General features: G+C 42.1%; 23 protein-coding genes. 15 read left to right on the top strand and 8 right to left on the bottom strand.

Features of this window, described 5'->3' with window-relative positions; all coding sequences use genetic code 11:
• The first annotated feature begins 30 nt into the window (after positions 1 to 30).
• Complete coding sequence (locus HUW51_RS01870) at positions 31 to 963, top strand: D-2-hydroxyacid dehydrogenase (RefSeq protein WP_185272304.1); 933 nt, start codon at positions 31 to 33, stop codon at positions 961 to 963.
• Positions 964 to 1170: 207 nt separating this feature from the next.
• On the opposite strand, the gene HUW51_RS01865 is transcribed toward HUW51_RS01870, so the two are convergent.
• The 3 genes from HUW51_RS01865 to HUW51_RS01855 all read right to left on the bottom strand — a co-directional run bounded on the left by HUW51_RS01865 (position 1171) and on the right by HUW51_RS01855 (position 5490).
• On the bottom strand, positions 1171 to 1677 hold the full coding sequence (locus tag HUW51_RS01865) for a hypothetical protein (RefSeq protein ID WP_185272303.1): 507 nt from the start codon (positions 1675 to 1677) through the stop codon (positions 1171 to 1173).
• Between the two features lie 92 nt (positions 1678 to 1769).
• Positions 1770 to 3761, bottom strand: a complete 1992-nt coding sequence (locus tag HUW51_RS01860; RefSeq protein WP_185272302.1) for a DUF3857 domain-containing protein — start codon at positions 3759 to 3761, stop codon at positions 1770 to 1772.
• Between the two features lie 463 nt (positions 3762 to 4224).
• The gene (locus tag HUW51_RS01855; protein WP_185272301.1) at positions 4225 to 5490 is read right to left on the bottom strand and encodes an asparagine synthetase B; all 1266 of its coding nucleotides are present in this window, start codon (positions 5488 to 5490) and stop codon (positions 4225 to 4227) included.
• 365 nt (positions 5491 to 5855) lie between these two features.
• Here HUW51_RS01855 and HUW51_RS01850 point away from each other — a divergent pair, with 365 nt between their 5' ends.
• Together HUW51_RS01850 and HUW51_RS01845 are read left to right on the top strand one after the other, a co-directional pair.
• On the top strand, positions 5856 to 6707 hold the full coding sequence (locus HUW51_RS01850) for a DNA/RNA non-specific endonuclease (protein WP_228466902.1): 852 nt from the start codon (positions 5856 to 5858) through the stop codon (positions 6705 to 6707).
• Between the two features lie 23 nt (positions 6708 to 6730).
• A complete protein-coding gene (locus HUW51_RS01845; protein ID WP_185272299.1) occupies positions 6731 to 7150 on the top strand; it encodes a nuclease A inhibitor family protein in 420 nt (139 codons plus the stop codon).
• A gap of 136 nt (positions 7151 to 7286) precedes the next feature.
• On the opposite strand, the gene HUW51_RS01840 is transcribed toward HUW51_RS01845, so the two are convergent.
• Positions 7287 to 7739, bottom strand: coding sequence for a hypothetical protein (locus HUW51_RS01840; protein ID WP_185272298.1), 453 nt, complete (start codon positions 7737 to 7739; stop codon positions 7287 to 7289).
• Between the two features lie 265 nt (positions 7740 to 8004).
• On the opposite strand from HUW51_RS01840, the gene HUW51_RS01835 reads away from it, so the two are divergent.
• The 9 genes from HUW51_RS01835 to nagA all read left to right on the top strand — a co-directional run bounded on the left by HUW51_RS01835 (position 8005) and on the right by nagA (position 16684).
• Positions 8005 to 9228, top strand: coding sequence for an alginate lyase family protein (locus HUW51_RS01835; protein ID WP_185272297.1), 1224 nt, complete (start codon positions 8005 to 8007; stop codon positions 9226 to 9228).
• Between the two features lie 565 nt (positions 9229 to 9793).
• The gene (locus tag HUW51_RS01830; RefSeq protein ID WP_185272296.1) at positions 9794 to 11014 is read left to right on the top strand and encodes an alginate lyase family protein; all 1221 of its coding nucleotides are present in this window, start codon (positions 9794 to 9796) and stop codon (positions 11012 to 11014) included.
• A 428-nt stretch (positions 11015 to 11442) separates the two neighbouring features.
• Positions 11443 to 11808 (top strand): hypothetical protein, encoded by a 366-nt coding sequence (locus HUW51_RS01825; RefSeq protein ID WP_185272295.1) that lies wholly within the window; start codon positions 11443 to 11445, stop codon positions 11806 to 11808.
• 18 nt (positions 11809 to 11826) lie between these two features.
• Positions 11827 to 12081: a hypothetical protein gene (locus tag HUW51_RS01820; protein WP_185272294.1), complete on the top strand. Its 255-nt coding sequence runs from the start codon at positions 11827 to 11829 to the stop codon at positions 12079 to 12081.
• Positions 12082 to 12471: 390 nt separating this feature from the next.
• On the top strand, positions 12472 to 12687 hold the full coding sequence (locus tag HUW51_RS01815; protein WP_185272293.1) for a sugar phosphate isomerase family: 216 nt from the start codon (positions 12472 to 12474) through the stop codon (positions 12685 to 12687).
• Positions 12684 to 13718: a Gfo/Idh/MocA family oxidoreductase gene (locus HUW51_RS01810; RefSeq protein WP_185272292.1), complete on the top strand. Its 1035-nt coding sequence runs from the start codon at positions 12684 to 12686 to the stop codon at positions 13716 to 13718. The genes HUW51_RS01815 and HUW51_RS01810 overlap by 4 nt, the downstream gene beginning before the upstream one ends.
• A 51-nt stretch (positions 13719 to 13769) precedes the next feature.
• Positions 13770 to 15113 carry a Gfo/Idh/MocA family protein gene (locus HUW51_RS01805; RefSeq protein ID WP_185272291.1) on the top strand — a complete coding sequence of 448 codons (1344 nt, stop codon included), beginning with the start codon at positions 13770 to 13772 and terminating at the stop codon, positions 15111 to 15113.
• Positions 15114 to 15283: 170 nt separating this feature from the next.
• Positions 15284 to 15445, top strand: coding sequence for a hypothetical protein (locus HUW51_RS01800; RefSeq protein WP_185272290.1), 162 nt, complete (start codon positions 15284 to 15286; stop codon positions 15443 to 15445).
• 39 nt (positions 15446 to 15484) lie between these two features.
• On the top strand, positions 15485 to 16684 hold the full coding sequence (nagA, locus tag HUW51_RS01795) for an N-acetylglucosamine-6-phosphate deacetylase (RefSeq protein ID WP_185272289.1): 1200 nt from the start codon (positions 15485 to 15487) through the stop codon (positions 16682 to 16684).
• A 315-nt stretch (positions 16685 to 16999) separates the two neighbouring features.
• Here the strand turns inward: nagA and HUW51_RS01790 are convergent, their stop codons facing one another.
• Together HUW51_RS01790 and HUW51_RS01785 are read right to left on the bottom strand one after the other, a co-directional pair.
• Complete coding sequence (locus HUW51_RS01790; protein WP_185272288.1) at positions 17000 to 17614, bottom strand: cupin domain-containing protein; 615 nt, start codon at positions 17612 to 17614, stop codon at positions 17000 to 17002.
• Positions 17611 to 18150 carry an RNA polymerase sigma factor gene (locus HUW51_RS01785; RefSeq protein WP_185272287.1) on the bottom strand — a complete coding sequence of 180 codons (540 nt, stop codon included), beginning with the start codon at positions 18148 to 18150 and terminating at the stop codon, positions 17611 to 17613. Before HUW51_RS01785 ends, HUW51_RS01790 begins: the two co-directional genes overlap by 4 nt.
• Before the next feature lie 351 nt (positions 18151 to 18501).
• Between HUW51_RS01785 and HUW51_RS01780 the strand changes: the two genes are divergently transcribed.
• Positions 18502 to 19674 carry an acyltransferase family protein gene (locus HUW51_RS01780; RefSeq protein ID WP_185272286.1) on the top strand — a complete coding sequence of 391 codons (1173 nt, stop codon included), beginning with the start codon at positions 18502 to 18504 and terminating at the stop codon, positions 19672 to 19674.
• Positions 19675 to 19791: 117 nt separating this feature from the next.
• Here HUW51_RS01780 and HUW51_RS01775 read toward each other — a convergent pair whose 3' ends face one another.
• Positions 19792 to 20976 (bottom strand): MFS transporter, encoded by a 1185-nt coding sequence (locus HUW51_RS01775; RefSeq protein ID WP_185272285.1) that lies wholly within the window; start codon positions 20974 to 20976, stop codon positions 19792 to 19794.
• A 387-nt stretch (positions 20977 to 21363) separates the two neighbouring features.
• Between HUW51_RS01775 and HUW51_RS01770 the strand changes: the two genes are divergently transcribed.
• A complete protein-coding gene (locus tag HUW51_RS01770) occupies positions 21364 to 22185 on the top strand; it encodes a maleylpyruvate isomerase N-terminal domain-containing protein (RefSeq protein ID WP_185272284.1) in 822 nt (273 codons plus the stop codon).
• Between the two features lie 183 nt (positions 22186 to 22368).
• The gene (locus tag HUW51_RS01765; protein ID WP_185272283.1) at positions 22369 to 22815 is read left to right on the top strand and encodes a hypothetical protein; all 447 of its coding nucleotides are present in this window, start codon (positions 22369 to 22371) and stop codon (positions 22813 to 22815) included.
• Positions 22816 to 22976: 161 nt separating this feature from the next.
• On the opposite strand, the gene HUW51_RS01760 is transcribed toward HUW51_RS01765, so the two are convergent.
• Positions 22977 to 24071, bottom strand: coding sequence for a lipase family protein (locus HUW51_RS01760; protein WP_185272282.1), 1095 nt, complete (start codon positions 24069 to 24071; stop codon positions 22977 to 22979).
• Between the last annotated feature and the right edge of the window lie 462 nt (positions 24072 to 24533).

The raw sequence follows: 24533 nt of genomic DNA, 5'->3' as shown, positions 1-24533 counted from the left end.
TAAAATAGCATCAGCAGAACTATAAAAACTATGAATGTATTTGTTTACACGGCTTTAAGTGAAGCTAACCAGAACCAATTAAAACAACAATTACCAACCGAACTTGAATTAGTATTTCGGACAGAATTGCCTAAAGACGAAGTACAAGAAAAATTTAAGGAGGCTGAAGTGATTATGGGAAACCCGCCGGTAGATTGGTTTAACGCTGCGCCGCCCACACTTAAGTTCTGGCAATTAGATTCGGCCGGTTTCGACCAGTACAAAGAAGTAAAAGTAGCTGCCCTAGTAGCCAACATGGGCGATTTTTTTGCCCGGCCCTGCGCCGAAACTATGGTGGCGGGTATTTTGGCTTTTTACCGCGGCATTCCAGAACTGGTAAAATGCCAGGAACAAAAAAAATGGCGGGGTAATCAAATCCGGCCAAAACTGGATTTACTTGGCAATAAAAAGGTAGTAGTTTTGGGAGCCGGCACCATTGGCATGGCTTGCAAACAAATGCTAACTGGTTTTGGCTGCGATGTAAAAACTACCGCCCGCAGTAATCCCAAAGCCGATATTCACTCGTTCGAAGATATTTTAAAAATTTTGCCCGATACGGATGTGGTAGTAAACACTTTGCCTGGTGCCGCCGATAAATACGTTTCCGGAGAGTTTTTGCAGGCCATGAAACCCGGCAGCTTGTACGCCAGCGTAGGCCGTGGCAGCACCACCGATGAACAGGCCCTGATAAATGCTTTACAAGCCGGTAAATTGGCCGGCGCGGTGTTAGACGTTACCGAACAAGAACCGCTGCTTGAAAGCAGCCCGTTATGGCAAATGGAAAATGTACTATTAACCCAACACACCGGCGGAGGTTATTTCGCCGAAGAGGAAGGTAAAATAGCGCATTTTTTAAAAAATATTAATTTGTTCCTGAACCAGGAAGCTATTCCGGATCAGGTAAATTTATCGCAGGGATATTAACGCAAGCTACCAGACTACTTTTGTAGTAAATTGGGATTGGGGCTTACATCAATTTAAATAAAGTAAATTCTAATAAACAAAAAGGCGACCTTTGGGGTCGCCTTTTGCACTAGTTGGTAGGTGTTAAAAAAACAGGAAGTAAAATTAACAATTTATCTATTTCAAATTCCTTGCCGAAAATCTTGTTTGCCCGGGTAAAGCAATTAATTATCTGATTTCTACTAAATAAGGCTTCATCGAATCGGGCAAAGTGTTGTAGTTTAGTAACTCCAACGTAGGTTCAGTAGCATTGGCAACTTTGGGTTGCAGGGTTTCATTTACATATTTGGTGTCCAGTTTCCACATGGCGCCCGTAAGCGGGTCAATCACCAAGAACCCAACAAATCCGCCAAAAACAACATTGCCAAAGTACCAGGCATTTAAGTCGAAGTGAACGGGCACGGTGCGGGTGTCGTATCCGTCTAATTCAAAGGTAACCGTGTAACTTGCTTTTTTAAAAAATCCGGCTCCGGAGCGTAAACGCGCGGAAGTGGGTGTAACGCCGGTGTGTACCGTCCGGCCTTTCATGTCGGTAATGGTAATGTTGGCTCCATTGGGGTTGCTGGTAATGGGCAGGCGGTAACTGCTTTTGCCTACAATAGAGGCGCAACCCGAAAAAGTTAATAAGCTAATAACTAATAGAATAGTTAAAGAATGTTGGTAAAATTTTCTCATGCAAAAAAGATGAATGTTTTAGTTAGTACAAGTTTGATCTGTTGCTTACAATATCTCTTCCAGTAATTTCTAATTTGCATTTTAAAATGGTACTATTTTAAGGAAGTAGTAGGAGCTCCCTTTTTTTGAAATAAAACTTGCTGCTGATTGGCTTGAACCACTTTGTTAAAGAATTCTTTGAGGTAATGGTATTCTTCAGGACTGTATAATGGTTTGTTTAATACCATCAGGCTGGAGAGGGATAACCGGTTGCCAATATTAGAAGCCTGGAAAAGAAATTTGCCGCCATTGTTGGGTAAGGTAATGGCAACTGCCGGCGGTAAGTTTACTGTTTCGAAATCTTGTGGGTAATTAATCGTTAGGGTAAACAATTGCTCCATGGCGGTACCCAGATCAACCGGATACAGGCGTTCGGCAGCAGTAAAGGGGTTTTTCTCCCAGCGGTCAATAAAGAAAGGATCCAGCAAAAACTGGTTTTTATTTAAATTATCGAACCCTGATATTTCAATATCCATGGCTTGAATAAGGGGTTTATCTAAGTCTTTTAAATTCTGAATAGTGTGTTGGTTTATCTGGGCATCGTGCCATTTATTACCTAATTCTTTGGTGTATTCTGCCTGGCTACTATAAGCGTTAATGTGTTTGCGGTTTTCCATTGCCTCGTAACCCGATGCGGTTAAAGATAGGTTGCCGGTAAAATGGCCGTCGGGTTGTAAGGTTAAGTTCAGTAAAGAAACCTGGCGGCGTTTATCTATGGGTTTAAGCTCGGTCCAGTACGAGTCGCCTTTGGTAGGAATAGCTCGGCCTTTCCCATTTAAGCAATGGATGGGCAACATGCCAAACGGCAAATTCGGATCGGTGGCATCTAACTGGTAAACATTATTTTTAATTTTAACCTGAGCAACTACGTAATTAAAATCGCTGATTACCGGGTGCACCTCAATGGGGTAACCATTCTGGCGGGTAGATAATATGACCGGGATAGCGGGTAAGCCAGCGTATTGCAAAGCAGCAGTTAAAGCCAGGTTGATATCAGCTACATTGCCTGTTTTGGCATCCGAAGCTTTTTTAATGCCAATTTCGCTGAAGCAACCATACACCTCGTTCCAACGGAACCAGTTTTTTACAAAATTGTAAACGCCTTGCGCCCGCTGCAACGTGTCGGGAGTGGTGTTAAGTAGGTTTTCTAAATGCTCTTTAAATACTTCTTTGCCCCGTTTTAATTGCAAGCCAAATTTGGGTTCGATTCGCATTTCATGGTCGGCGTCTTTCCATTCTTTGGTGTACCGGGTGCGGGTACCGTTAAAGCTTTGTACTTCGGCTAATTCAAAATTTAAGGCGGCCAGGTAATTGCTGCGTGCGGTCATGTAATCTTCTTCGATAAAGGCGGGTACGTTTTTCATCGCATTTTTGTACCGGGCACAATCGGCTTTGCCACCGCCCACGCTAAAGCAATCTTTTATTAATTCGCTTTCTTTTTTAACCAGCGGGTAAAAACTTGTTAAAGTTATGTTATAGGTGTAGTTGCCCGGAATTTTAGCCCAGTATTCCGAATACATCTTAGGAATATCGCTCTGAAACTCCCATCGCCGGAAATTATACTTAAATGGCGATTGCAACTGGTATTTTACTTCGATTACGCTGCCTACTTTAACGTTGGGCAAAGTAAATTTTATCAGGTCGTAGTACTTGCTTTTGGTTTCGGTGTAAGTTTTGCCGTCGAATTTGGTTTGGGTTATTCTGTCGTTTTCGATGTTAAAAGTAATTCCTTCTACCTGGCTAATGCTTTCTAGTTTACCGCCGGATTTGCGTACCGGTATGGCAAAGTTGGCCTGATCTAAACCTTGCTTATCTAAAATCTTTATCCGGACTTTGTAGTCGTGTTTTAAATCTAGATCACCCTCTTCGCTGATCCAGGTATCGCCAAATTCGTTCAGTACCACCGCATGGGCGGTGGAGTCTAAGGCGTACGAAGTCATTTGCAATTCGGCGAGCGTCGTGTTGCCTAATTTAAATCCATGATCCTGGGCCTTAACTAAAACCGGAATACTTAAAAGAAATAGGAAAAGTAAACGTTTATGCATATTTATGTAAGCTGAGAGTTAGTTTTTATTAGAAATTAAATAAAGAGCTTGATTAAAGGCTTAAGCCAAATAAAGCTGTAAGCTGAACCAGAAATTAGAGCTAGTATTGAGTAAGCAGATGAAAGGGGTAAACAGTTTTTTAAATTTTTAAATTTTCCGGAAATCAAACCTACAGGCAGTAAGCATATCTTGTGCCTTTTTCATTTACTTCCGGCACATTTCGGGATAATATTTAAAAAAGTATATACAACTGCCTTTTAGGTAAAGCCTGTTGGGGGTAAAACTTTGGTTTACTAAGCTATCGGAACTATAAAAATTAAATTTTGTACTTGCCCCAATGCAGATTTGAGCAAAGTTTTATTGGCGCATGGCTGTGGCGGTAACTTTTATTACCTCAGATTAGAACTATAAAAAAAAATACTGCTGCCTTATTTGAAATGGTAGGTAAGAATTGTTGGTGAAACTAGGTTTTAGGCTTTTTCTTTTTGGCCGCCGGAAAAAGAATATTATTTAAAATTAAGCGGTAGCCGGGCGAGTTGGGATGTAAAGCCAGATCGGTAGGTTCTTCGCCGGGACTGTGTTGGTAATCTTCGGGATCGTGGCCGCCGTAAAAAGTCCAGGTACCTTTGGCAACCGTGCCGTGCATGTATCTTACTTCGTTGGCGGCTTTGGTTTCTCCCATAATAATCACGTCAGATTTTATGTATTGCTTTTTAAAGGCGGTAGTCTGGCCCATAAACCCTTTAATGGTTTTTTCGTGATTTTGGGTGAGCATGGTTGGGATAGGGTCCCACTTGGCCGAAAAGGTAAATAATGAAAAAAAGTCGTTGTCCTGGTAAATATCCCGTTCCCGGCGCTGGTTGTCAATACTAGAAAATTCACCTTCGTAGGGACTGGAAAAAACGGTAAAATCTTTAAAAGCAAAGGTTTTGCTAAAATCTAATTTTTGCTGCGCCTGCGGATCGACCCCATCGCCATCGTATAAAGCATCTACTACATCTACGCCGTTGGCGGCCAGGGCAATATCGTAGGTATCGGTGGCCGAGCACATGGCAAACATAAAACCGCCGCCTGCCACAAAAGCTTTAATGTTTTTTACCACCGCCAGCTTCATTTGCGTTACTTTAGCAAAGTTGTATTTTTTAGCTAAAGCCTCCGACTCTTGCTGCTGCGCCCGAAACCATTCCTGGGTACGTTGCCACCGGCCCGATTTGCCATATTGCCCGGTAAAATCTTCGTGGTGCAGGTGCAGCCAATCGTATTTTAATAATTTCTGATCGAGTACCTCTTCATCAAAAAGTAAATCGTAGGGTATTTCGGCGTAAGTTAAAACCAGCGTAACAGCATCGTCCCAGGGTTGTTTTATTTTAGGGGAGTAAATCGCAATGCGGGGTGCTTTTTCTAGTTTAATAACATCCATGTTGGTGTCGGGCGCGGCAATTTGCGCTAATATTTGCTGGTACTGCGCATCCGAAATTACTTCGTACGTAACTCCCCGCACCCGTAATTCATTTTCTGTGGCCGGCGTATGCGGAAAAGCAAAACTACCGCCGCGGTAATTTAAAAGCCACTCCGCCGTTTGCTGGTTTTGTAGTACCCAGTAAGCTACACCATAAGCTTTCAGATGATCTTTTTGGGTGTTGTCCATGGCTACCAGTATCTGGGTGGCCCAGCCGGGAAATAACACCAATAAGCAAAAAGTGAGACAGAGGGTAAAACGTTTTATCATAGCAGGCGGGTTTTAAATTATTAACTGCTAAGTACTTATAACGCAATATAAATAACTTAGATGTAAATACATCCATAAAAAAACACATTAAAAACCCGGTATTTACGAATGGCTGCCTAAGGAACTAATTGCCCGGCCAACGTTGCGGTATTTTCTGGTTTTAGAATAGATTTTAAAAAATGAGGTGCCTATGGATGCTATAGAAAATGAAATTTTTAAAAAATCTGATTTTAGAGAAGCAGGATTTAAGGAGGGCTAAAGTTACTTGCTTTCTCTGAAATGGTTTATTTTTTACGCCGCTACGTTTCAGGCACCTGGTATAAATTGCCTACCTTTGCTTTTGTTTTAAGTTTATGTTTTTGTTCATGCGCCGGTACTTTGCTTCCCTTTTTATTTTTGTAGTATTATTTTCGGGTTGTAAAGACACCGCCGTTGCGCCCAAAAGATCCCGGTTTGTTGCCACCAACGTGCACCTTACGTTAGGCAATCCCAGTAGTGCCGTTGCCGATCCGCTTAATTACAATAATTATTTAATCGAGAAGCCCCAGTATGTTCTCTCGTATAGCCGGGATAACGGCATCCCGAATTGGGTAAGTTGGCATGTAAGTAAAGATTGGTTGGGTACAGCACCGCGGCAAGATAATTTTCGGGCAGATGAAACTTTGCCTGCTGACTGGTACCGCGTAAGCCCTGGGGCTTATACCAACAGCGGCTTCGACCGGGGACACAATTGCCCCTCGGCCGACCGGACCAAGAGCGAAGAAGATAATTCGGCTACTTTTCTCATGACAAACATGATTCCGCAAGCGCCCGATAACAACCGGAACACTTGGGCAAACCTGGAAGAATATACCCGGACTTTAGTAGAAAGCGGCCAGGAAGTATACGTGATTATGGGAAACTACGGCTCGGGCGGAACTGGTGCTAACGGGTCGGCCCGTACCATTGATGGCGGCAGAATTAAAGTGCCCAAGCAAATCTGGAAGGTTTTAATAATATTGCCCGCCGGGGAAGATGATGTAAACCGGATTACTACCAATACCCGCGTAATTGCGGTAGATACTCCTAACATCAACGGCGTACATGCGGATTGGAGCAATTACCGGACTACCGTAGATGCAATAGAAAAAGCTACCGGCTATGACTTACTATCGGAAGTGCCCGAAGATATTCAGCGGGTTATAGAAGCCCGGGTAGATAATGGACCAACGCAGTAGTTGTAGTTAGCTGTATTTTTAAAATGGAAAATATTTCGTCCTTAACTGCCGAAGAAATTATAACCCGGTTGCAGCAATTAACGGCTGGTGTGTCTTATCAAAGCGAATCCGATTTTCCGGTGGAAGTAGTGCAATTACATTCAACAGAACCAGACCGGTTTACCAGGGAAAGTATTTTGACTTTAACCGGGCATCCCCTGGAAACCCCGGTTGCAGAAACCAGTATCGCTGTTTTTTTCGGGCATTTAGTACAATCAGAAAAATTGCCCGTTCACGGGGATAATGCGGTAGATCAAATTACTGCATTGCAATCAATTTGCACGCAGCAGTTGCAAAGCATTCAGGTTTTCCGGATTGGTAGTAGAACCATCACCATCTTGCTGTTAGGTAAAACTCCCGAGGGTATTTGGGTGGGGTTAAAAACTACCGCTATCGAAACCTGAAAAATTATTTGGTTTAAAAATTAAAACAACAGCAGTAGTTTAAAGAGGCAGAGCTTGAGTTAAATTTTGCTTTATTTATAAATAAGCAACTATACTGAATGAGCTTAATCTAATGAATATTGAAAATTTTAAAAAATTACAATTTAATGAACACCTGGGTGTAAATGGCCCGTTCCGCCGATTTAAGTTCGGTGCCCGCTTGATAACTGGTATTATCCAGGTCTTGTTGCCAAACCATGCTGGTAGCAGTCAGTGCAATTAGGTTATAAGTTGCAGTGGTGCCGGGCAGTTGAATTACTATTTTTTTTCTATCGTCTTCGTTGTAAATGCGGTAAGTGCCTGGCACCGTATGGCCCCCAGTATATTCTACCCGCACCGTAGCGTTATCAAAAACATAAATTTTATTTTTCTCCGGAGCATGTTCTTCTTCGTGCACTAAGTGGCTATCTACCACATACTGCGTTTGCATGCTTTTGGGCGCCCACCGCCCTTGGATAGAACTATCGGGCAAATCAGGGTTTGTTAACTTTAGTTGATTCTCTAAATGAAGAAAACCAAGCAAAAGCGACATGAAAAAAAGGATTCTCATAAACAGGTAACAGAATTATACGGTATAGTTACTGATTTTATCTTTAAAAAAGAACACTAGGGGTAAACCAGTGTAGGTAAAAGGGGATTCCAGCATGTAAAAAACCAGCCACAGGAATTTAAAAGCCTGTATGTATAACGCTCGTTTTTAAAAAATCTGTTTTTCTGCAAGGGGTTTAGCAAATAAGTACAATAAATATAGTTAACTATATACATTGTTAGCACTATGTTTGTTTTGTACTTTTTAAAATTTTAACTCTTTTTTAATGAAAAACAATATACTTTATTTTTTGTATTTTTTTGCATTAGTTGTTTCTGTTAATTTACCGGCGGTGGCTCAACTGCGGCCTAATACTTTTGTAATGAACGGAGACGTTTTGATTCAAAATAAAATAAAAATAGATGCTGGCACTCCCGAGTATTTAGCGTCGCTTAAAATATTGCAGTCTTTAGCTAATCCGGCTCTTAGCAAAGCGCCTTATACTGTAGTAAATAAAACCAATGCCGGCCCTAGTGGCAGTAAGAACGACTACGTGAGCCTCGCGCCGTACTGGTGGCCTAATTCTGGTACTTCTACCGGATTGCCTTACGTGCAAAAAGATGGACAAACCAACCCAGAAGTAAATGAATTTAAGGATAATACTTATATCCGGGATTTAAGCCGCGATATCAGGCTACTTGGGCTTTCTTACTATTTTACTAATAATGAACAATATGCGGCTAAAGCAACCGAATTTTTAAAAGTGTTTTTTCTGGATAGTGCCACCCGCATGAATCCTAATTTAAAATATGGACAACTTATTAAAGGCGATAACACCGTTTATGGCACAGGCATCGTAGATACCGAGGTTTTCCCGGATTTGTTGGATGGGGTTCAATTGTTAATTGGTTCCAATTCCTGGACTCCCGAAAACCATGAGGCTTTGCAAGACTGGTTTAATCAGTATTTAACCTGGTTGTTAACGGACGAAAAAGGTAAAAAGGCCAAAGTGGCGCCTAATAATATTGGCACCATTTACGATTTGCAAGTAGTTTCCTATGCTTTGTTTGTAGGGAATAAAACATTGGCCAAAACCCTGATTGAAAAACAAACTTACAACCGCATCGAAAGCCAGTTAACCGTAGATGGAGAGCAAACTTTTGAAGTAACCCGTACCAACGCTTGGACTTATTGCAATAAAAACCTGGAAGGATGGTTTAATTTAGCTAATTGCGCCGAAAGTGCGGGTATTAACTTATGGGATTATAACTCAGCTAGTGGTAAAAGTTTGAAAAAAGCTTTTGCCTGGATGGTTCCTTATAGTGCCGGCATTCAGCCCTGGCCTTATCAGCAAATCGGACTTTTTAAACCCGAGTACCTTACGCCTATGGCCCGGGTTGGTTCGGCAATTTATAAAGACATTGATTTAAATGTCCTGCTTGCTTCTACCCACCAACGCTTTATTTCGGGAGCCTATTTAGAGCTTTTAACCTCCAGGTATTCTGAATAATATAAAAAATCATAAAACCAAGCCGTGTTTTATTTACTACCAGTTAGTTAGGTGATGCTTAACATTAAGATAAACAGCCTGGCAATTACTGGTAATTTTAAAAAAATTTACTTATTAAGGTTTAAACAAAGTAAAAAATTTAAAAAAGCGGTTTGCCCCGAACAATGCCGGAGGTAGGGGAGCAGCCCAGGGGTAAACCGCTTTTTAAACATCACAGGTTTGCGCCGTTTTTAAGAAAAATCTACGTGGAACCCGGTAGTGCAGCCGATAATAGAATGCTGCAATTTTCTTTCCGGAATCAAGTTTTTACCCGGTTTACTTAGTTCTAAAGTTTGCTTACACTTTGCCTGTTTTATATATTATTTAGTTTTCTTAAAATGTGTTTGTAAGCGTGTTTGTAGGAATGGTTATAATGTAATTTGATTAATTAAGGCTAAATTTTAAAAAATTAGCCTGTTTATGCACTTAATAAAAAGAAAAAGTACAATTTTAATTAAAATTGTGTGTTGCCTGGTTAGTACTTTGATTTGTACTTTTGCATTGTTAATTAAATAAAGTGCTTGATATGAGAAAAACATTACTTAATCTATCATTCTTATTGGTTTTAACCTTTGTTCTTACCTTTAATGTTTCGGCGCAAGTAAAGCCCAATACATTTTTAATAAACGGAGAGTTGCTACTCCAGAACAAATTAAAAATCACGGCTAAAAATCAAGGCCATTTAGCTGCTCTAAAGGTGCTGGTATCTTCATCGGCTCCTGTTTTAAACCGGGTGCCGTATACTGTAGTTAGTAAAACCATTACTCCACCCAGCGGCGATAACCACGATTACATGAGTTTAGCCCCTTATTGGTGGCCCAACCCCAAAACTGTTACGGGTTTGCCTTACATTCAAAAAGACGGACAAACAAATCCGCAGGTGAATCAGGTTAAAGATAATACTTACCTGCGGGCACTTTGCCAGGATGTGCGGTTATTAGGTTTAGCTTACTATTATACCAACGAAGAAAAATACGCGCAAAAAGCTACCGAATTATTGCAGGTGTTTTTTCTGAATAGCGCAACCCGCATGAACCCCAATTTGAAATACGCGCAGACTATTAGAGGAGATTTAAAGGTTTATGGTACCTGTACCGTAGATACCGAGCATTTTCCGGAACTTATCGATGGCGTACAACTCTTAGCAGGTTCCAAATCCTGGACTTCAGCTAACCATGAAGCGTTACAAAGCTGGTTTAATCAATATTTAAACTGGATGTTAACGAGCGAGTGGGGGAAAAAAGCAAGCATTGCTCCCAATAATATTGGTACTTACTACGATTTACAGGTGGTAACATATGCTTTATTTGTAGGTAATAAAACTTTAGCTAAGTCGATACTGGATAACCAAACAATTAAAAGAATGGAAACCCAATTGGGTGCCAATAATGAGCAAGTGCTGGAAGTAGCCCGCACCAATGCCTGGACTTACTGCAATAAAAATTTAGATGGCTGGTTTTGCCTGGCAAGCGCGGCCGAAAACGTAGGGCTAAACTTATGGGATTATACTTCCACTAGTGGCAAAAGTTTAAAAAAAGCGTTCCAGTGGATGTTGCCTTACGGATCTAAAACCAAAGCCTGGCCGTATCAACAAATTGGTACTTTTAAACCCGAATACCTTACTCCCATTGCCCGGATAGCATCCTCTATTTACAAAGACATTAACCTGGATAGCCAATTAGCTACTACGCATACCCGCTTTATGGCCGGGGCTTACCTGGAGTTATTAACCTCTCGTTACTATTAATCTCAATTATCTTGTTGCTGTTGCTATTGTTTAATTTAAACCGGCACCAATACGGGCTTTAATGCCAAGGCAGCTAAACAAATTTAAAATCTAAATCTTAAAGCTAGTTTGGTTTTAACCAGCAAAGCCATCCTTGTACGGAGTGGCTTTGCTGGTTTAAGGTACCAGGGTAATCTTAAGCAAAAAGATAAGAAATTTTATATATAACAATTCTGATAAAAAAAAGTACCTACGCGTGTTATACTATCCGTATTTTTCTCGTATACTTACCTAATTGTAATTTTTACAAGTAATTAACGAAATTCCTGTACGTATTAATAGTTTATAAATGAGATACGTAAACGCCGAGCTGATTATACCTTACTGCCAAAACACCAACTAACTTTTAAAGTGAGATAATCTATGTAAAACAAAAACAATACATACTGATGCTATCAAATTCCGAGGATTCGTTGCGTTCGTTGCTGGAGCAAAATTATGCTTTGTTAGAGCAGTATAGCAACGAGTTAGAAAGGCCCAGCATTAAAGAGGAAAGAATAGAAGAAATATTAGCCCAGGTAAAAAAACTGACTTTTCATTCTATGAAATGGTTACTGGATCTGATCCCGTCGAACAGTGATCCGGTGCAATCGGAGTGTCTGGAATCTTCTCTGAATTACCTGCAATATGCGCTTACCGAAGAAAAAACAACTTCTGCTAGTCGGCGAAAAGTATTGAAGCGGGTACTTTACCATTCTAAAATGGCTTTGCTCAGCTTCTTGGGTTGGGGGCAAGTAATTTTTATTTGTGTATGACGCTAAATGCAAAAGGCTATGCTCCACCAAGATGAATTTGATTTTTTGTTTAAAAAAGAGAAACTCGCTTATTTGCGACGCCAAGGCCGGTTTTTAGCTACCCGGCACACGCCCTCCTTTGAGATTAAACTCTACGGGCTAAATCACTTTTTTGTGGAAGTTTATTTTTGGCCCGGGCAATTCCGGAGTGCTTACATTGGTACCTTTCAGGATACGAAAATGCTGGAGCCCTATCTGGAGCCTATTCAGTTAAATTTAAGTTTTTTAAAATAACAGACTAACCCTTTTATTATCTGCGGTTAAGTTATCAGACCAGTTTGTTTTGCCATAAAAAGCCACTTTGTTAAAAGTGGCTTTTTTAGTTTAAATCAAACCAACACTTGCGAAAAGTTACTTCTGTAATAATTGTCGGGAAGCATCGGGCAACCAGTTTCAATGCCTTCGGATTATACCTCAAAAGAAAATAAATTTTAAATTTTGAAAAATATCGCCTTATCTTAAAAGCGCCAAAGTGTAATAGTTGTTGATATTTACTGCAGGCACCTTTAAAACGAAGCCGTTAGAGGTAGCTTTTTAAAGAGACCTAAAAGTTTGCGCAAAAGTAAAATTTTTAAAAATTACCTTTTGCAACTGAGCGTAAACCCCAGTACTTTGCTTTATAAAATGAAAATAAACACCTTTTCTACGCCGCCGGAATTAGGTAAAGCTGCCGGTAATATTGCGGCTGGATTAATCTGGCAAACCATTGCCGCAAAAGGACATGCCACTATTATTTCGGCTACCGGAACCAGCCAGTTTAAAACTTTAAAGGAGTTAGTAGCCTGGCCAGGTGTTGATTGGAAGACAGAATGCTGCATTATTGATTTTAGTTTACTATGAAAAAAAATTACAACAGACGCGAATTTTTAAAAACCGCAACAGTAGCAGGTATGGGTTTAGGTTTAGGATTGCCGGCCACGGCGGCCGTAAGTAAAGAAGTAGCCGTACAAAAAGGTAAAAGGGTCGGTATTATTGGTTTAGATACCTCGCACAGTACCGCTTTTACTAAATCCCTGAATAAACCGGATGCCGGACCGGAGTTTAACGGTTACCGGGTGGTGGCAGCTTACCCCAAAGGCAGCAACGATATTGAATCTAGCACCAAACGCGTACCGGAGTACACCGAAGAAGTTAAAAAATACAACGTTAAAATAGTAGATTCCATTAAAAAACTACTCTCGGAAGTAGATGTAGTATTGCTGGAAACCAACGACGGCCGGCCCCACCTGGAGCAAGTGCTGCCGGTACTAAAAGCCGGAAAACGGGTTTTTATTGATAAACCCATTGCCGGATCTTTAAAAGATGCGGTGGCTATTTTCGAAGCTTCCAAACAATACAAAGTGCCGGTTTTTTCGTCGTCGTCGTTACGGTATTTAGCTAGTGCGCAGGAAGTGGTGCAGGGCAAAATCGGCAAAGTTTTAGGCGCCGATACCTATAGCCCGGCTACATTAGAAAAAACGCATCCTGATTTGTTCTGGTACGGCATTCACGGGGTAGAAACACTTTTTACCGTTATGGGGGCGGGTTGTAAAAGTGTGGTTCGGCATTCCACCGACAGCACCGACCTGGTAGTGGGTACCTGGCAGGATAACCGCATCGGTACTTTCCGGGGCACCCGCACCGGCACCCACGACTACGGCGGCACCGTTTTTGGCGAAAAAGGCAATGTTACCCTGGGGCCATACGCTGGTTATGATTCCTTACTGGTACAAATTATTAAATTTTTTGAAACCGGGCAGCCACCTGTAGCGCCTGAAGAAACCATGGAGGTTTACGCCTTTATGGAAGCCGCTGATGAAAGCAAGGGCCAAGGGGGCAAGCCGGTTACTCTGGAAAGTGTATTGCAAACTGCCCGAGCAGCCAAAGGTTAACGCAAATTTTTAAAATTTTACTATAATCAGGATACTTTAAGTAGATTATTGATGAAGAATACACGCAGATCGTTCATTAAAAATGTGGCTACCGGAGCTGCTGCCGTTTCTTTTGGCGGTATTTTGCCAGGCTTTAGCCCTAAGAGTTACGGCAACATTCTGGGCGCGAACGAGCGCATTAAAGTAGCCAGCATGGGCGTAAATTCCCGGGGATTAGCAGTAGCCAGTAATTTCGCCCGCCAGGAAAACTGCGAAGTGCTTTATATTTCGGACGTAGACTCCCGGGCCGCAGAAAAATGCATTGCTACCGTAGAGCCCATCCAGAAAAAGCGTCCCAAAGCAGCGCCGGATTTCCGGAAAGCCCTGGATGACAAAAACCTGGATGCCTTGATTGTAACGGCCCCGGACCACTGGCACGCGCCCGCGGCCATCCTGGCCTGTAAAGCCGGCAAGCACGTTTACCTCGAAAAACCCTGCAGCCACAACCCCAACGAAGGCGAGCTGGTAGTGGCGGCCGCTAAAAAATATAACCGGGTAATTCAGATGGGGAACCAGCGACGGTCGTGGCCCAACGTAGTGGCAGCTTTAAAAGAATTGCAAGCCGGAGTAATCGGTCGGCCTTATTTCGCAAAGACCTGGTATACCAATAACCGGGAATCTATTGGTAAGGGCAAAGAAGTGCCGGTGCCCGCCTGGTTAAATTACGAATTGTGGCAAGGCCCGGCGCCACGCCAACCTTACCGCGACAATTTAATTCATTACAACTGGCATTGGTTCTGGAACTGGGGTACCGGCGAATCTTTAAATAACGGCACCCACATGGTAGATTTAGCCCGCTGGGGCTTAGGCGTGGATTATCCGACGCGGGTTACATCGGCAGGTGGCCGCTACCGGTACCAGGACGATTGGCAAACTCCGGACACCCAGGTTATTACTTTAGAGTTTAACAATAAAACCAGCATGGTTTGGGAGGGGCGGAGTTGTAATGGTCGTACCATTGAAGGTAACAGTGCCGGTGTTATGTTTTACGGCGAAAACGGGTCACTTTTGATCGAAAGCGGCAATTCCTACATTATTTACGACTTGCAGAATAAAGTAGTAAAAGAAGTAAAGAACGACATGGAAATAGATGCCCGCAACGTAGCTGACCCGGCCCAGGAACTGGACGCATTTCATATACGTAACTTTTTCGACGGTATTCGCCAAGGAGCCAAAGTTAACTCCGATATTTTGAGTGGGCACCAGAGCACTTTGTTAATGCAGTTGGGTAATATCGCCCTCCGTACCGGTCATACTTTAAACATCAACCCAGAGAACGGCCATATCATCAACGATAACGAAGCCATGAAGCTTTGGAGCCGGGAGTATCAACCGGGCTGGGAACCGAAGATTTAAAACTACCTTCCGCCCGCATCTCCTTACCTAAAAACAGGGAAGGAGAAGGTTATACTCTTGTAATATTGAATTATGAGACCTGAATAAACTGGTATTGTTTTTAAAAACTTTAAATACACAAAGTATAAATTAAAGCTACTCGAATTTACGAAAGCCAAATTAGCGCTTCTGTGATACTTATAGGCTTGTGCGGCAACGCCATTATGCCTTTATTTTACGGGTATTTAGCCGATGCCTACGACGTACGTACCGCTTATTGGGTATTGTTCCCGTGTTACCTGTACCTGGTCTTCTACGCCGTGCAGGGCCATCGCATCCGGAGTTGGAAATAAACTAATTGGAGCAACCCGGATTTTTAAAAATTCTTTTTCATGAACACGCAGAAACTAAAATTAATTAATGGTAAGATCATCTCACCTTACCGCATTATACCCCAGGGCACCGTACTGGTAGAAAATGGTAAAATCGCTGCGGTAAGCGAAGGTAATTTAGAAGTAGCCGATGCGCTGGAAATAGACGTGCAGGGGAAATACATCGCACCTGGTTTTATTGACATTCATGTGCACGGTGGCGGCGGGCACGATTTTATGGATGGCAGCGAGGAAGCATTTTTAAAAATTGCCGAAACTCATGCGCAATATGGTACTACGGCTCTATTGCCTACTACGCTCACCAGCACTTCCGAAGAACTTTTTCATACTTTAGAGATTTACGAACAGGCCAACCGCAACAATAAAAAAGGGGCGCAGTTTCTGGGCTTGCACTTAGAAGGGCCCTATTTTGCCATGAGCCAGCGGGGTGCCCAAGATCCCAGATACATTCGTAACCCCGACCCGGCGGAATACCAGGAAGTTTTAGCACGTTCCACGTCTATTAAACGGTGGAGCGCTGCTCCGGAATTGCCCGGCGCCATTGAATTCGGAAAGTTCGTGCGCTCGAAAGGTGTATTAGCGGCCGTTGCGCATACTGATGCTATTTACGAAGACGTTTTGGCGGCTTTTGAAAACGGTTACACGTTGGCTACCCATCTTTACTCGGCTATGTCGGGAGTTACCCGGCGCAATGCTTTCCGGTACGCCGGGGTAATTGAAAGCGCCTACATCATCGACGAAATGGACGTGGAAATTATTGCCGATGGTACTCATCTGCCCGCTCCCTTACTTAAGTTAGTTTACAAAATAAAAGGCCCCGACCGAACGGCTTTAATAACCGATGCCATGCGGGCTGCCGGCATGCCACCCGGCGAAAGTATTTTGGGTAGTAAGCACAACGGCTTAAAAGTAATTGTGGAAGATAACGTGGCTAAACTACCCGACCGGACTTCTTTTGCCGGAAGCGTGGCCACCGCCGACCGCCTGGTACGCAGTATGGTAAACCTGGCCGACGTGCCCTTGCTGGATGCCATCCGGATGATAACCAGTACCCCCGCCCGCATTATGGGCGTACTGGATAAAAAAGGAACCCTGGCTGTTGGGAAAGATGCCGATATCGTAGTTTTTGATCAGGATATAACCATAGACACCACCATTATTGCCGGAGAAATTATTTACTCCCGCTCAAAGCAAAATTAAGGTTGAATACGAGCCAGCATTTTTCTATTATCATTTTAAAACTTTGCCCTGATTATTTAGCCGTTAATTACTTTATGCAAAAATTTTAAAAATGATTCTAATTTCAGGTGAGTTCGAAATAAACATTTACTTATTCAAGCAGCCAATAGGCGTACATACAATAACGCCAAAACTATAAATTTGAAAGTTTTTGCTATTTATTAAGTCATCCCTCTGGAATTCTTTGAATTCTTCCGGGATGGCTTAATTTGAATAAGAAAGCTTTCTTTTTATTTAGTTCTTTTCTTAACTCGAACGCACGTTAATTTCCATGATCTATACCGCTACACGTTGCAATACTACTTTACAAGGTTCTGGCGAAGTTACCCGAATGGTGTGGGGTGTATACAAAGGTACTTCGTAAAAATCGCCGGGTTTTAAATAGAATAAAGCTTCGCCGGCAGTAACGGTGCAGGTACCTTCTACCACCAGGAACCGCTCGTGCTCTTTTTCGTGTACTTCCTTTTCGGCTTCATCTATTAACCAAACCACTGCCGACGTAACTGCCGGGGTAGCCTCTATAATTTTTATGTGTAAATCCGTAGTTTCATCAGGTAAAGTAAAATCCGGACGGTTTAACCATGCGGCATATTGTTCTACCCGCGAAGTTTGACTTAAAAGGGGCGGCGTAATTACAGTTTCGCCGTTTTGCAGGCGCTCCATATAATCCACCGTAGCCAGAAAAAGTGATTTCATTAATGGCCGGGGTTGTACGGCGTGGGCAATGGCATATTGTTCCAGGTTTTCCCGGATAGCATCCAATTCCTGGCGGATGGCCGGATGCCTGGCGGCCATTTGTTCTACTTCTGCGGCTTGGGCCGGGGTTACTTGTTCCAAAATATATAACTCCAGTATGCCGGACTCTATATATTCGGTAATAATATTAGTCATGATTGGTTAGCGCGTAAATGATTAATTGCCTGGCGCAGTTTAATTTTTAAATCTTCCTCCGAAATACCCAGACTGGCGGCCGCTTCGGCACTGCTGCAGCCTTTCAAATAAATTAAGTCGAGCACCGCTTTTTCCTGGGTATTTAATGGTGCGTTAGTTTCCGGGGCTTTTGTTGGCGGCGGGTTTAGGGCCGGTTCCGGTAAAGCAACGCTGCCCGGCAAGTGTTCTTGGCTTAGGCCAGAAGAAAAGTTGCTGGTGGGCAGGGCCTTTAATGCCGATTCTTTGGCCAACATAATCATCCAGGTTAAAAGTCCGGTTAGCGCCGGGTTGTATGTAGCCCGCTGTTGCCAGATTGCCACAAAGGTTTCCTGCAAAACAGATTCGGCGGTTTGCGAATTCCGGACAATGCGGGAAATTAATCCCAGCAAAACGGGGGCATAAGCATCGTACAATAAAGCAAGCACGTTTGGTTCACTTTGTTGTAATAAAATAGCTAAAGCCTTTTCGGCCTCTTTGCGGCTTGGGTATTCCTGCATAAACTAAAGCGCTGATTTAACCTGGGTTAAATACCAGCGGGTAGGGTAAACAACTAAACTTTAAATATACGCGATCCGGGAAAGATTACCTAAACCGTTGCCGGCAACTCTAAAATTTTTTAAAAATCCGGGCACAACCTGGCTGGGGTAAATAAAAAAACACCCGAAACAGAATTCTTTAATACCGGAAATCTGCTGATTAGCTAATTTTTAAAAAAATAAGAATTTACGGGTAAGACTGATGGCAAAACGCAATAATAAAAAGCCAGCTCATTTTGCAACTGATTTAAGTTTTCTATATTTAGCAACCAGAATTACCCAGTTTATTAATTTTGGTTTATTTGATTTTTTATGGCTAAAACTTTTTCTTCTTCGGTAACGGCAGTGCCCCATATACAAATACCTAAAGCCGGGCAAAGGTATCTGGCGCTGGATGTGCTGCGTGGTTTAACCATTGCCCTGATGATTGTGGTAAATACCCCGGGTAGTTGGGAAACTATTTATGCCCCATTTAGGCATGCCGAGTGGCACGGGTTTACCGTTACGGATTTGGTTTTTCCTACGTTTTTGTTTGTGGTGGGTAATGCTATGAGCTTTAGCCTCCGGAAAATGGAACAACAGGAAACCAGCGTTTTTTTAAGTAAGGTTTTAAAACGAACCGCCCTCATTTTCTTGATTGGATTGTTCTTGAATGCTTACCCTTTTATTACGTTTACCGATGGAGCGTATGCCTTAAAAGATTTTTCGGCGTTGCGCATTATGGGCGTGTTGCAGCGCATTGCGCTGTGCTATGGTTTAGGCGCTTTAATTATTTATTTTTTAAAAATCCGGGGAGCCATTGTTTTTAGCGTATTGGCTTTGCTGGGGTATTGGGCTATTATGTATTTTATGGGCGCCCACCCAGAACCTTACAGCTTGCCCAACAATGCCGCTTTAAAATTTGATTTAAGCTTGCTTCCGGAAAAAAACTTGTACAAAGGCTACGGCATTCCCTTCGATCCGGAAGGTTTACTTAGCACCTTGCCGGCTATCGTTAACGTTATTATGGGTTATCTGGCGGGTGTTTATATTCAGAAAAAAGGCAATACGCAAGCTACCGTTAAAAATTTATGCATTGCCGGATTTCTGGCGATTACTGTGGGGGCGTTTTGGGATGGAGTTTTCCCGATTAACAAACCCATCTGGACCAGCTCTTACGTGTTACACACCGTGGGTTTAGATTTAGTAATACTGAGCGCTTTAATGTTGTTTATAGAAGTAGCTAAAATCAGAAACTGGACGTATTTCTTCGAAGTTTTTGGCCGCAATCCTTTGTTTATTTATGCCATGTCGGGTATTCTCGTAAAAACCATGAGCTTAATCCGCATTGGCGATGCTGGTTTGCAAGGCTGGATTTACCAACACGGTTTCACGCCGTGGCTTGAAGGAAAAAACGCATCGTTGTTATTTGCCATTTCTTACATGCTGGTGTTGTGGCTCATTGGGTACTGGATGGATCGCCGGAAAATTTACCTGAAAGTGTAAAGTTTAAGTAGGCTGATTTTTGATGTTGTATATAAGCTTTGATTACTTTAGCGTAAATCAGTTTCGCTGTTTTTAGAAATTTTTCATTGCGAGCTAATCCGGTAGAATTGCGAAAATTTAAAAAATTGTCTGCCGGTTTAAATTAAACTTGCTGGCCAGAAATAAAAAAACAAAAGCCGTTAGGGCAAATAATGCTGCCAACCAAAAAACGTGAGCAATATTTTGGGCCTGGTTCGCGAAGATCATGCCGGCAAGCAAGGCGCCCCCGCCCACACCGCCCTCTACGGCAAAATAAGCAGTAGCCATAGCCCGGCCGCGGTGCTGTTCCTGGCTTAAATCAATGGTCCAGGCGTACAGGGTAGGAGAGTTAATGCCCGAAGTAATGCCGTACAAAACAGCGGCTACCAACAAAAGCGCCGGCGAAGCAGCCAACGCCGTTACCACCATCGATATAATCAGTAAAGTTAAAGACCCGTAAAGCACCGGAATGCGGCCGTATTTGTCGGAAGTTTTACCGGCGAAAAAACGCGTGGACAATGAAGCCAGCGTAAAAAAGGTAAAGTAAATGCCTTTGTTGCTTAAACCTAAATAATCGCTAAAATCGGGCACCAGGGTAAGTACCATTCCATTCGGGAACATGATTAAAAACAAAATCAGGGCGGGCACCCAAACGCGCGGCTCCAACAGTTCGGCAGCTCTTATTTTTAATAAACCAAAGGAAAAAGGTACCGTATTCGTAACAGTTTCGCGCAGCCGCACCAGCAACAATACCGACACTAGCGAGCAAACCGACGACATATAAAACATAGTATTCAGGGATATTTGCTGCGCCACGGCACTACCCACCACTGGGCCCACGGCAATGCCCAAGCTTCCAACTAAACCAAATAAACCAATGGCCTCGCCGCGCCGGTTGCCCGGTGCAATATCGGCCACGTACGCCGATGTGCCCGTTGGTTGAAAACCAATGGAAAAGCCGTGCACCAACCGCAACAAAAGAAATGCCGCCACGGAGCCTACCCAGGGGTAAACTAAAGCGCACAAACAGCAAACCGCAGTGCCAAAAATAATAACCGGAATGCGGCCCATTTTATCGGCCAACCTTCCGCTAAAGGGACGGCTAATGGCCGCCGTAACGGTAAATAAACCAATAATATAACCTTTGTAATCGCCGCCGCCTAAAGAACTAAGATAGCCCGGCAACTCCGGCAAAATCATGTAATGCCCGGTCATAAACAAAAAAGAACAAATGCAAAGTAACCAGAATTGCAGCGAGTAGGTTTTATTTTGGATTTCGGGCATACAGCTAAAAGGGATTGTTTGGGAGCTTTTAGTACCAATGAGCTTGCTAAATATAGCTGAATATACCAGAAAAGCAGAGATACGTTTGGTAAGTTAAAACTATTCTGGTTTATGTAGTTAGGAAGTAGATTTATAAAAAAGCTAAGTAGCAGGTTGCGATTCCCTGCCAGAAATATAAATTTTAAAAAATTAATTATCCGGTCCAAATACTTCAGGGTGCCGGGTGAGATTAGTAGAGGTTGGTTTAACTAAAGAGATTACTGATTGCTAAGGTAAATTTTCTGTCTTTGTACCTAATAGCCGGGCACAACTAAATAGCTTAAACCCCTGAAGCAGTAGCGGTGGTTAAACCAATTTTTTAATTTTACCTCAAGTTAATAAAATAGTATGGTGGAGGTAAAGCATTTATTTACGCAATTAGATACTAAGCTGATTGAATTATTAAAATCCTTAAGTCAAGAGGATTGGGAAATGCAAACCGTGGCCAAGTTGTGGCGGGTAAAAGATGTTGCGGCTCATTTGCTCGACGGTAATATCCGGGTGTTATCTATCCAGCGCGATCGTTATTTTGGCGAACAACCGCCATCCATTTCGGCTTACCCCGATTTAGTAAATTGGTTAAATCAGTTAAACGCCGATTGGGTAAAAGCCTGTAAAAGAATCAGCCCCGGCGTGCTCTTATTACTCCACCAAGTTACCGGGCCACTGGTTAGTGCTTATTACGAAAGTCTTAATTTACCGGAAAAAGCTATTTTTCCGGTAGCCTGGGCTGGCGAGCAGGAAAGTGTAAATGAGTTGCATCTGGCCCGGGAATACACCGAAAAATGGTTGCACCAACAACAAATTCGCGATGCCGTTAACCAACCCGGTATTCTGACCCGGGAATTTTACTTTCCTTTTATCTCTACTTTTATGTACGGGCTACCCGTAGCTTACGAGGCAGTACAAGCTGATGCAGGAACTATCGTTCAACTTACGATACCCTCTGACGTTGGCGGCGATTGGTTTTTAGTAAAAGAACCCGAAAAGTGGCATTTACAAAGTGACCCGGAGGGCAAACCTGCAACCCAGGTTATTATTCCCCCGGATATTGCCTGGAAGTTGTTTTCCAAAAGTATCCGGCCAGGGCAGGTACTAGATCAGGTTAAAATCTCCGGAGATAAGGCATTAGGCGAAGTAGCTTTAGGAATGGTTTCGGTGATGGCATAATACTACCGTAAGGTAATTTGATTCAGGAAAAATTCAGGGAATTGCCAGATCAGGTTTTTATAGGCGAAAAACGGTATTTTAGCTCCTGTTTAAGGCGCTAAATTTTAAAAATTTTAAAAATATATGTTTGTTGTCCTATTAGGATAAAACATTCCTGTATATTGTAATTGAAAAACTTGCTTCATGACGCAATATAAGTTTACTCAGCTCGATTGGAAATCGTCTTTACTGGTAATTGTTCCAGTTATGTTGTTTCAGTTAGTGCAGGATAATTTAGGGTTTGGCATGGCTATGTTATTGGTTATTCCAACTGGCATACTGCTGGCAATAATTTCCAACAAGTTTTTTCAATCGATAGTTGAATTCCGGGACTCTGATTTGTGCTACAAACGCGGTTATTTTGGCAAGCCTGAAAAAATACCCTACGCTCAACTAGAGAAGCTTACTTATTCCAATGCTACCCGATTTTTAAAATTAAAGGTGTATGCCAACGGCAACCAAATAGAATTACCCCCGCCTGCCCGGCTCGCCCAGGCAAAAGAGTTATTTGCCTGGCTACAAATTAAAAATCCGGGTACCGCTTTCGAAATTATACAGCCTAAGCCAGCTCTGGAGGAAGCAAAATTTTAAAATTTTCTGCGTTCCAGCGTAAATTTCCTTTTACTTTAATTAGCTGCTCTGGTTAATACGAGTTATTTCTAAAAGTAAATCCGGGATTCTTCCGGCAGTATAAATTCTTAAAATTTAAAAATTTTAGCTTTTACCGGATTTACCCGTTTTTGCTAAAACAGTTACTTTAACTTTTGCGCCAAATAGTAATAAGGTTGTAACATGTGATGCGTAAATACCTTAGTTTGGCTATCCGGGAATTGTTGATAATAAGCCTCATCGGCTAATAACACGATAAAGGTACCGGTGCGCACGTAATGGTTAGAATTATAAAAAGCCGGAATTTCAATTTCTTTTAATTGAGACTTTACGTACTTCGATGCTTTGTTGCCTAAGTATTGCTGGTAGCGTTTCTGGGCTTTTAAGGTGTGTTTGGTTAACTGCCGGTAAACGTAGTTTAAAGCAGTTCTTCGGGGAAATTTTTGTTTTTTAATGCTGGCTTTGGCATTGGTAAAAGGATTGGTGTTATTAAAATCATTTACCGTTTGAATGGAAATCGGAACTTCCGGTACCCAATCAGCGGAGTTAACTACGTTAAACGCCCACCCTCCTTGCGTGCGGTTTTCGTACTCGTAAGCATAATACAAATTACCGGGTTTGGGTCCGGCGCTGCAGTACGTTTTAAAGCGAATATCGGCGGGTAATTTTCCGGTATCTTGCAAATAATATAAATGCGAAGTAAGCAAATAAGCGATAGCCCCGCCCTGGCTATGGCCCAGTATTATATATTCTTTTATTCCGGACCGGTAACAAGAATCCAGCCGGGGTAAAATATCGTTGGCCAGAAACCCCAAACTTATAAGCCAACCGGCGTGCACCGCCGCCTTGGGGTTGGTAGCCAGGTGGTAGTTAAAAGTTAAATTTTTAGTTAACTGCAGGGTGCCTTTGGCCGGAACCATAGCCGCATAAAAGTTGGCCAGCCAGCTTACCGGATCGGCGATAGTACCGCGGATGCTTATCACGGCTACATTGTGCAGCTTGTTCACGTGCAGCTCCCACCGGTTTTCCAGGCCTACCGTCGGCGACCTGTACGCTCGGGCATACGTTTCGGATTGCTCTATGCCGGTGTAAAAACTAGAGTCGCCCCACCGGGAATAAATTTTTAATAATTCCAGGTATTCTTGTTTATCAAAGCCGGGTTGTAGGTTTTGGCCTTGGGCAAAGTAACCAAAACAAAAAGTTATAATAAATAAACTGATCAGGTAACAATAACGCATTGGCTTAATGGTTGATACAACTGGCTCTAAATAGCTAAATGTATATACTAAATTTTAAAAATTAAATATTTTCAAGCTTAAACAAGCCAATTGGTTGTAGAAAAAAGATATAAATAAAGGCTTTTGAATGACCATAGAAGTACTTAACAAGATTTGTAAATCCATTTAAACATATTTTTTCAGGTAAAATTGAATAATATTTATTTATGCTCTTTTAATTATATTATGAAGTATTTGATTAGATAGTATTAACTACTTAGAGTGATAATTGTGAGTTTAAGTAATTGTACGGATAATAAATTAAGTGAATCTGTACTATATAATGAATTTATATATAATAAAATTATTTCTGATCCATATAAATCCAATTAGATCATTTTTATAATACAATTGGATTTTTAGGATATATTTTCTTGTACTTAATTTAAATTATATTCATTTATAAATAAATTTAAATAGGCA

The sequence above is a fragment of the Adhaeribacter swui genome, from assembly GCF_014217805.1.
Classification (GTDB): domain Bacteria; phylum Bacteroidota; class Bacteroidia; order Cytophagales; family Hymenobacteraceae; genus Adhaeribacter; species Adhaeribacter swui.
The sequence above is the reverse complement of the archived record's forward strand: the minus strand, read 5'-3'. Positions and strand labels throughout refer to the sequence as shown.

Excerpts from the sequence above, each read along its gene's own strand:
- HUW51_RS01860 (WP_185272302.1), bottom strand. The coding sequence starts at position 3,761 with ATGCATAAACGTTTACTTTTCCTATTTCTTTTAAGTATTCCGGTTTTA.
- HUW51_RS01855 (WP_185272301.1), bottom strand. The coding sequence starts at position 5,490 with ATGATAAAACGTTTTACCCTCTGTCTCACTTTTTGCTTATTGGTGTTA.
- HUW51_RS01830 (WP_185272296.1), top strand. The coding sequence starts at position 9,794 with ATGAGAAAAACATTACTTAATCTATCATTCTTATTGGTTTTAACCTTT.
- HUW51_RS01825 (WP_185272295.1), top strand. The coding sequence starts at position 11,443 with ATGCTATCAAATTCCGAGGATTCGTTGCGTTCGTTGCTGGAGCAAAAT.
- HUW51_RS01835 (WP_185272297.1), top strand. The coding sequence starts at position 8,005 with ATGAAAAACAATATACTTTATTTTTTGTATTTTTTTGCATTAGTTGTT.
- HUW51_RS01820 (WP_185272294.1), top strand. The coding sequence starts at position 11,827 with ATGCTCCACCAAGATGAATTTGATTTTTTGTTTAAAAAAGAGAAACTC.
- HUW51_RS01775 (WP_185272285.1), bottom strand. The coding sequence starts at position 20,976 with ATGCCCGAAATCCAAAATAAAACCTACTCGCTGCAATTCTGGTTACTT.
- HUW51_RS01815 (WP_185272293.1), top strand. The coding sequence starts at position 12,472 with ATGAAAATAAACACCTTTTCTACGCCGCCGGAATTAGGTAAAGCTGCC.
- HUW51_RS01790 (WP_185272288.1), bottom strand. The coding sequence starts at position 17,614 with ATGACTAATATTATTACCGAATATATAGAGTCCGGCATACTGGAGTTA.
- HUW51_RS01785 (WP_185272287.1), bottom strand. The coding sequence starts at position 18,150 with ATGCAGGAATACCCAAGCCGCAAAGAGGCCGAAAAGGCTTTAGCTATT.
- HUW51_RS01850 (WP_228466902.1), top strand. The coding sequence starts at position 5,856 with ATGCGCCGGTACTTTGCTTCCCTTTTTATTTTTGTAGTATTATTTTCG.
- HUW51_RS01870 (WP_185272304.1), top strand. The coding sequence starts at position 31 with ATGAATGTATTTGTTTACACGGCTTTAAGTGAAGCTAACCAGAACCAA.
- HUW51_RS01780 (WP_185272286.1), top strand. The coding sequence starts at position 18,502 with ATGGCTAAAACTTTTTCTTCTTCGGTAACGGCAGTGCCCCATATACAA.
- HUW51_RS01865 (WP_185272303.1), bottom strand. The coding sequence starts at position 1,677 with ATGAGAAAATTTTACCAACATTCTTTAACTATTCTATTAGTTATTAGC.
- HUW51_RS01765 (WP_185272283.1), top strand. The coding sequence starts at position 22,369 with ATGACGCAATATAAGTTTACTCAGCTCGATTGGAAATCGTCTTTACTG.
- HUW51_RS01845 (WP_185272299.1), top strand. The coding sequence starts at position 6,731 with ATGGAAAATATTTCGTCCTTAACTGCCGAAGAAATTATAACCCGGTTG.
- HUW51_RS01810 (WP_185272292.1), top strand. The coding sequence starts at position 12,684 with ATGAAAAAAAATTACAACAGACGCGAATTTTTAAAAACCGCAACAGTA.
- HUW51_RS01770 (WP_185272284.1), top strand. The coding sequence starts at position 21,364 with ATGGTGGAGGTAAAGCATTTATTTACGCAATTAGATACTAAGCTGATT.
- HUW51_RS01760 (WP_185272282.1), bottom strand. The coding sequence starts at position 24,071 with ATGCGTTATTGTTACCTGATCAGTTTATTTATTATAACTTTTTGTTTT.
- HUW51_RS01840 (WP_185272298.1), bottom strand. The coding sequence starts at position 7,739 with ATGAGAATCCTTTTTTTCATGTCGCTTTTGCTTGGTTTTCTTCATTTA.
- HUW51_RS01805 (WP_185272291.1), top strand. The coding sequence starts at position 13,770 with ATGAAGAATACACGCAGATCGTTCATTAAAAATGTGGCTACCGGAGCT.
- nagA (WP_185272289.1), top strand. The coding sequence starts at position 15,485 with ATGAACACGCAGAAACTAAAATTAATTAATGGTAAGATCATCTCACCT.